We start from the raw sequence: 6,901 nt of genomic DNA, 5'->3' as shown, positions 1-6,901 counted from the left end.
TCCGATCTGGGCATCTCGTTCGAGGTGTATTCAATGATATCCGAGATGCTCCGCATCGAGGGTTTCGGCGGATAGATATAGGTGTTGCGGACCATGAACTCCTTCAGGATGTCGTTCTGGATGGTGCCCGCCAGCAGGCTCTTGTCGTGGCCCTGTTCCTCGCCTGCAACGATGAAAGAGGCGAGCACCGGGATCACCGCGCCATTCATCGTCATCGAGACGGAGACCTTGTCCAGCGGGATGCCGTCGAACAGGATCTTCATATCCTCGACGCTGTCAATGGCAACGCCGGCCTTGCCGACATCGCCGACCACGCGCGGGTGGTCGCTGTCGTAGCCGCGGTGGGTGGCCAGGTCGAAAGCAACCGAGACCCCCTGCTGGCCCGCGGCCAGGTTGCGGCGGTAGAAAGCGTTGCTTTCTTCGGCGGTGGAGAAGCCCGCGTACTGGCGGATGGTCCAGGGGCGGCCGGCGTACATGGTGGCCTTCACCCCGCGGGTGAAGGGGCCGACGCCGGGCAGCGTGCCCATATGGGGCAGGTCCCTGGTGTCGTCCTCGGTATAGAGCGGCTTGACCTCGATGCCTTCCAGCGTCTGCCAATTGAGGTCGACAACCGCCCGTCCGCGCAGCTCTTTTTCAGCCAGAGCCCGACATTCGTCTTTGTTTGTCATCAGGTCTTCCTCTTGTCAGGTCGATACGGGGCGGGTTCAGGCCCGCCGCCAGTTTATCCGGGTCTTGCACCAGCGTAGCGATGCCATCGGCACCGCCCGCCAGCCACATCATGTCGTCGGCATAAGCCTCGCGCAGCTGTGCGGTCTGCGCGTCGTCAAACGGGCGCCAGCGGCCGGAGCCGTCCGGCAACCGAGCCGCCACCGAGGGCGGCACGCCGGCCCGCAGGTCCTGCAGGCAGAGCGAGGCATTGAGACGCACCCTGGCGTGGGTGCGCGGCGCCTTTGCCCCGGTGAGGGCGGCCAGCTGCGCCTCGGGACGGGCGCCGAAGATTTCAAACGGCAGCACATGCAGGCGCGCATCGGGCACCGCGCAGGCGATATCGGTGATCACATCGCGCCAGCTGCGCGGCGCCTGCGCCAGCCGCTCCAGCTGCGCCGCAGCGGGCACCTGCTGGCTGCGGGCCACCGCATAGGCCAGCGCCGAGGCCCAATAGCTGTCCAGGCTGCGGATGCTGAGCGCCACATCTGTCACGGTGTTGCCGAAGGCCTGGGAGAACCGCGCCATCCGCTCCCCCGCCCCGCTGTAGAGATCGCCAAGCCGCAGATTGCCGCGGATCGATCCGATCATGTTCTCTTCGCTCACCAGCAGCTGATCCACGCCCTGGTCGCGGCACCCGGCGATCTGGATCTGCAGCCGCCCATGGGCACGCTGGGCCAGGTCGCGGCCGGTCACCCGTGCAGGCCCCGGCTGGATGCCGTGAAACAGGCCGCCGCGGGTGCGGAACGGACCCCAGAACCCGATGCCCGATTTGGCAAGCCCCTGCGCATTCTGACGCAGGTATTCCTGAAAAGATGTGGTTGCGCAGCGGTGCGCGCCGGTGTGAAGGATCACTTTCATCTTGTTTCGGGCCTCTTCTGGAGGGCCGCAGGCCGCAGCCCGGTCAAGGGGAATGGCACAATCATGGCCGGCAACCCCTCAGGATCCCGTTAACGATGATGTTTTTTGGCCAAGTTGCGGATTTCGCGGTCGCATTTGCCGCCGCGGCGCATATATTCAACGGGACAGGAGAGATCATGAGAGCATTCCTAACCGTTGTTTTGGCAGGTTTTCTTCCCCTTGCGGCCCTGGCGGCCGATGGCAGTGCGCCTGATTGGATCCAGCCCGGGTATGAGGTGGAACTGGAGGATTTCCAGTGGAAGCAGCGCCCTGTGGTGGTGTTTGCCGACAGCCCCGACGACCCGCGCTTCCACGAGCAGATGGAGCGGCTGATGCAGGGCGCCGAGGATCTGAAGACCCGCGATGTGGTGGTGCTGGTCGACACCGACCCGGCCGCAAAATCCGCGCTGCGCAAGAAGCTGCGGCCGCGCGGGTTCATGCTGGTTCTGGTCGGCAAGGACGGCGGTGTGAAGCTGCGCAAACCGCACCCGTGGACGGCGCGCGAATTGTCCCGCAGCATCGACAAATTCCCCGAACGGCTGCGCGAAGTCGAAGAGCGGCGCGGCGGCTGAGCAGGCCGGGCCGCGGTTGCTGTCAGCTGTTGCCGCGGACGTAGATCAGCGCCATCGCCTGTTTGTCGAGCACAACCATCGCACGGCTGTCCGGCACAAAGACGAGGTTGGACTGCGGATTGAGGATGGCCCGGTAGTAGACGCCCTTGACGATCTCGCTCATGCAGTTGACGCCGGCCAGGCCCGAATTCAGAATCCCGATGCCCTGCGGCAGATCCCGCGACATGATCGCCTCGGTCACCGCATTGGGCGATTTGCCGGCCACCCGGAACACAACCGGCTTGCCGTCTGCCAGCATCTTCATGCCGGTATTGACCGACCGCGCCCTGTCCAGCAGCGAGGTGATCCGCGGCCGGTCCGAAGTATGGAACACCGCCGCGGTGCAGGTGGACGAGGATTGGAAAAAGAAGGTTTCGCCCAGTTCCGTCCAATCGGACAGCAGCAGGCGCACCTCCTCTTCCTTGTCGAGCGTGCAGCCCGTCAGCAGGAGAATGCCCGAGAGCAAACCGGTCATCAAACGGATCATACGGCACCTTGAGGAAGTTCGTCTCGGCCAGGATCGCAGAGAGTCCTGAAGATTTCGTGCACGCCGCAATAAAAACCGGGGCAGGCACGGCTACGGGGGCGGAAAAACCCGCCTGCCCGTCTGCATATGTGCCTGCCCCGTGATGCATTATTCGAATTCCATGATCACATCGTCGACCGCCAGGCTGTCGCCGGCACCCGCGTTGATCTTGGTCACCACGCCCTTTTTCTCGGCGCGCAGGATGTTTTCCATCTTCATCGCCTCGATGGTGCAGAGCGCCTGGCCCTCCTGGACCTCCTGCCCCGCTTCGACATCGACCTTCACGATCAGGCCGGGCATCGGGCACAGCAGCATCTTGGAGGTGTCGGGCGGCAGTTTTTCCGGCATCAGCTCTGCCAGTTCGGCCTGGCGCGGGGTGCGCACATGCACCTTGAGATCGGCCCCGCGGGAGCGGATGCGGAAGCCTTGGGTGACCTTGCCGGTCTTCAGCACCAGGGTTTCGCCATCCACGTCCAGCGTCGCCAGCTGGTCGCCCGGCGTCCAGTCCGAGGTCACCCGCAGGGCCGCGCCATCGTCAAAGCGGACAGTCGCCCCTTCGCGGTCGGCGTCGACCACCACGCTGTAGGACTGGTCCTGCAGGCTGACAACCCAATCGGTGCCCACCTTGCGTTCGTGGTTGTCCATCCGGCCAGAGACGCGGGTGCGGCGGATTTCGGCAACCCGGTGCATCGCGGCGCAGGACGCCGCGATCTTGCGCAGGTCCGCTTCCGGCAGTTCGACGCCCTCAAAACCCTCGGGATACTGCTCCTCGATGAAGGCGGTGGTCATGGTGCCGTCAATAAAGATCGGATGGTCCATCACCGCGCTGAGGAACGGCAGGTTGTGGCCGATGCCCTCCACCTCGAAACTGTCCAGCGCGATACGCATGGCGTCGATCGCCTCGGCCCGGGTCGGCGCCCAGGTGCAAAGTTTGGCGATCATCGGGTCGTAATACATTGAAATCTCGCCGCCTTCATAGACGCCGGTGTCGTTGCGCACGGCAGCCTCGCCCGCGGGCGCATCGCCCTGCCACTTGCCGTTTTCCAGCATCGGGCCTGCGGCGGTCTCGGCCGGCGGGCGGTAGCGCGACAGGCGGCCGATGGAGGGCAGGAAGCCGCGGTAGGGATCTTCGGCATAAAGGCGGTTTTCAATCGCCCAGCCGGTGAGGGTCACATCCTCCTGGCGCAGCGGCAGTTCTGCCCCGTCCGCGACGCGGATCATCTGTTCGACCAGATCGACGCCGGTGATCAGCTCGGTCACCGGGTGCTCCACCTGCAGGCGGGTGTTCATTTCCAGAAAGTAGAAATTCTTGTCGCCATCGACGATGAATTCGACGGTGCCCGCGCTGGAATAGCCAACGGCCTTGGCCAGCGCCACGGCCTGTTCTCCCATCGCCTTGCGGGTATCCTCGTCCAGGAAGGGGCTGGGTGCCTCTTCGACGACTTTCTGGTTGCGGCGCTGGATCGAGCATTCGCGCTCGCCCAGGTAGATGCCGTTGCCGTGGGTGTCGCAGAGCACCTGGATTTCGATGTGGCGCGGCTGGGTCACGAACTTCTCGATGAAGATCCGGTCGTCGCCAAATGAGTTCGCGGCCTCGTTCTTGGAGGACTGGAACCCTTCGCGGGCTTCCTCGTCGGTCCAGGCGATCCGCATGCCCTTGCCGCCGCCGCCCGCAGAGGCTTTGATCATCACCGGATAGCCGATCTGGTTGGAGATCTTCACCGCCTCGTCGGCATCGGCAATCAGCCCCATATAGCCGGGCACGGTGGAGACGCCGGCCTCCTGGGCGATCTTCTTGGAGGTGATCTTGTCGCCCATGCTTTCGATCGCACCCACCGGGGGGCCGACAAAGGCGACGCCTTCGGCGGCCAGGGCCTCGGCGAATTTGGAGTTCTCAGAGAGGAAGCCGTAGCCCGGATGCACCGCCTGGGCGCCGGTTGCGCGGATCGCCTCCATCACCTTGTCGATGACGATATAGGACTGGTTGGCGGGCGGCGGGCCGATGTTGACGGCTTCATCCGCCATCTGCACATGCAGGGCCTGCTTGTCGGCGTCGGAGTAGATGGCAACGGTCTTGATGCCCATTTTCCGCGCGGTTTTGATCACTCGGCAGGCGATCTCGCCGCGGTTGGCGATCAGGATCTTATCAAACATAGGCAGTCCCTTGTTCCTTGGTATTCCGGAATGCAAAACGCCGCGCCCGGGACAAGCCCAGGCGCGGCGATTGCGCGATGTCAGAAGCGGCCCGCAGGGGGCGGCTGATCAGTTCTGCGGCCTGGGCCTCAGCACTTGCGGGGGTTTTGCTCGCAGTAAACGAGGTTTGCGGCAACGCCGACAGCGGCGCCGGTGACCAGGTTGGCGTCGAGGACCGCAGCACCAAGCGCGCCGGCCCCGCCGCCGTAGATGATCCGCTCGCCAGTGGTGTCGCCGCAGGCCGCCGCGAAGCCGCAGAGCGACAGGGCCGCGATGAGAGATTTTGCCCGCATGTCCATATTCCTTGTTCCGGGGACGTGACTGTCCCTGCGGAATTTGCAGGCTGGGCAGCCGTGCGCAACGCTGTACGGAACCGGCCCTTCAGTTGGGCGGAGGCTTGCCGCATCGGGGGGGGGATACGGCAAGCTTCCGCCGGCGCCCGAAGGGGAGAAAAGACGGGCAGGACGCGGATGGGGGCGCGTACCTGCCCGTTCAGGCGAAGGGGCCGGAACAGATGCTCGGCACAGCAGCGTGGCTGCGCTGCTTGACCTACGATGCACGGCGCCGGCGCTGCTGTAAGCACCGGAAATGCGGAGCCGCGGATTTGGGCAGATTCCTGCTGACCTGCGCGGCGGCTGTGCAATTTCACGCCGAAATTACGCTTGGCCGCCGGTCCGGGGACGCCGGAGCGCATCAGCTTTGTCACATCGCCGTTACAGCCAAGGTGCTGTTCTGCTCTGCGCCTGGTGCCGCCGGACCGGCGGCTGTCCAAGCACCGGGCCGGGGCGGTACGGCCTTCGCCGGCACTGCCGGCGCCTGCACCTTGCAGCTCCGGCGGACCTTCTGACAGGCCAGCGGACCGGCGGCGCCCCGGGCGCAGCGGCAGGCATCGCGGAGAGATCCGCGGTGCCTGAACCGTGATATCCGCCCGGGGCCGCGGCATCAGTCGAACGCGTCCGGGAAGGAGGCGCGCGCCACCGCCTCGTCAATGACCAGCAGCGCCTCGTAACTGGCGGGGTCAAACGGATCCTCGGCCGGGATCACTTCGCGGCCGAACAGCCAGCTCAGACGGCCGGCGTCCAGATTGCCGCGCTCGAACGGCTGATCGCCGAACTGCTCCCACAGCGCCCGCATGAAGGTGGCGTCGACGCGGCGGTCGACGTTCTTGCGGTCGCGGTAGCGCTCGCGCCGGGTCAGCGGCGTGACCCCCTTGGGATTGGGGCGGCGGACGGTGAATTGGAAATCGGTGCCGGGCATACGGCCCGGAAACCCGCGGTGTTTCAGCATTTGGGTGCCTCCTGTCCGGCACCCTGCGGGCGGGTAAGGGCCGGCCGCAGGGCCGGACCCTTGTGGTCGTTACTTGTACTTGCCGGTAAATTCCGGCTCCTGCGAGATCGGCTCGGGCTCGACCACGACAAACTCTTCTTCCTGCTGGGCGCAGGCAGTGACGGCGGCCAGCAGGCCTGCCAGGGCGATAAGCTTGATGCTCTTGGACATTTCTGTCTCCTGATAAAAAACGCGAAACCTGCGGGGGCGTGGCCCGCCGCATGCCTCAACCTCAATGTGAAGGCAGCCCTCGGGCTGCCCGCGCAAAGGATAGCCGGGTTTGCATCCGAGTCACATGCGAATCGCGGCAATTGGCGGCGCTGTGGCTGCAATGCCGCAAGAATCCGCCGATCTGAAGCTGTCCCCGCAAGATGTTGTGGATGCATCAGAAAGCCTCCCAGATGCAGGCTGCGCTGTCGGGGCGGTAGGCCTCGAAAAACTGGGTGGCGGCAGGGTCCTGCGCCCCGAACGGCACCGCCCGGTCCGAGAGCGAAATCACCACCCGCGCCGCGGTCAGCTGCTGTTCGGCCAGGTAGGGCAGTACCAGGGTCTCGCAGAGATGGTCCATGTCGGACGCCGCCGCCTCATAGCCGACAGAGCCGGTGCCGCGGGCAATTTCCGGCGCCAGAAAACGGAACCG

The 6,901-nt window shown here is 65.2% G+C and carries 9 protein-coding genes; 1 reads left to right on the top strand and 8 read right to left on the bottom strand.

The window, feature by feature from the left end; genetic code table 11:
• Both VOI29_RS21065 and VOI29_RS21060 read right to left on the bottom strand, forming a co-directional pair.
• On the bottom strand, nt 1-668 hold a 668-nt coding region (locus VOI29_RS21065), incomplete at its 3' end, for a methylmalonyl-CoA mutase family protein (RefSeq protein ID WP_323783383.1).
• On the bottom strand, nt 634-1,566 hold the full coding sequence (locus VOI29_RS21060; protein WP_323783381.1) for a hypothetical protein: 933 nt from the start codon (nt 1,564-1,566) through the stop codon (nt 634-636). The genes VOI29_RS21060 and VOI29_RS21065, both read right to left, overlap by 35 nt.
• A gap of 176 nt (nt 1,567-1,742) precedes the next feature.
• Here VOI29_RS21060 and VOI29_RS21055 point away from each other — a divergent pair, with 176 nt between their 5' ends.
• Nucleotides 1,743-2,177 (top strand): DUF4174 domain-containing protein, encoded by a 435-nt coding sequence (locus VOI29_RS21055; protein ID WP_323783379.1) that lies wholly within the window; start codon nt 1,743-1,745, stop codon nt 2,175-2,177.
• Nucleotides 2,178-2,199: 22 nt separating this feature from the next.
• Here the strand turns inward: VOI29_RS21055 and VOI29_RS21050 are convergent, their stop codons facing one another.
• From VOI29_RS21050 to VOI29_RS21025, 6 genes are all read right to left on the bottom strand, one after another.
• Nucleotides 2,200-2,703: a hypothetical protein gene (locus VOI29_RS21050; RefSeq protein WP_323783377.1), complete on the bottom strand. Its 504-nt coding sequence runs from the start codon at nt 2,701-2,703 to the stop codon at nt 2,200-2,202.
• A 147-nt stretch (nt 2,704-2,850) separates the two neighbouring features.
• Entirely contained in the window at nt 2,851-4,896 is a 2,046-nt protein-coding gene (locus tag VOI29_RS21045) for an acetyl/propionyl/methylcrotonyl-CoA carboxylase subunit alpha (protein ID WP_323783375.1), read from the bottom strand.
• A gap of 128 nt (nt 4,897-5,024) precedes the next feature.
• Nucleotides 5,025-5,228 carry a hypothetical protein gene (locus VOI29_RS21040; protein ID WP_323783373.1) on the bottom strand — a complete coding sequence of 68 codons (204 nt, stop codon included), beginning with the start codon at nt 5,226-5,228 and terminating at the stop codon, nt 5,025-5,027.
• A 649-nt stretch (nt 5,229-5,877) separates the two neighbouring features.
• The gene (locus VOI29_RS21035) at nt 5,878-6,222 is read right to left on the bottom strand and encodes a hypothetical protein (RefSeq protein WP_024089508.1); all 345 of its coding nucleotides are present in this window, start codon (nt 6,220-6,222) and stop codon (nt 5,878-5,880) included.
• 69 nt (nt 6,223-6,291) lie between these two features.
• Nucleotides 6,292-6,432: a hypothetical protein gene (locus VOI29_RS21030; protein WP_024089507.1), complete on the bottom strand. Its 141-nt coding sequence runs from the start codon at nt 6,430-6,432 to the stop codon at nt 6,292-6,294.
• A gap of 214 nt (nt 6,433-6,646) precedes the next feature.
• A partial coding sequence (locus tag VOI29_RS21025) for a DUF6497 family protein (RefSeq protein ID WP_323783371.1) occupies nt 6,647-6,901 on the bottom strand: 255 nt, incomplete at its 5' end.

The sequence above is a fragment of the Leisingera sp. genome (assembly GCF_034669605.1).
Taxonomy (GTDB): Bacteria; Pseudomonadota; Alphaproteobacteria; order Rhodobacterales; family Rhodobacteraceae; genus Leisingera.
The sequence above is the reverse complement of the archived record's forward strand: the minus strand, read 5'-3'. Positions and strand labels throughout refer to the sequence as shown.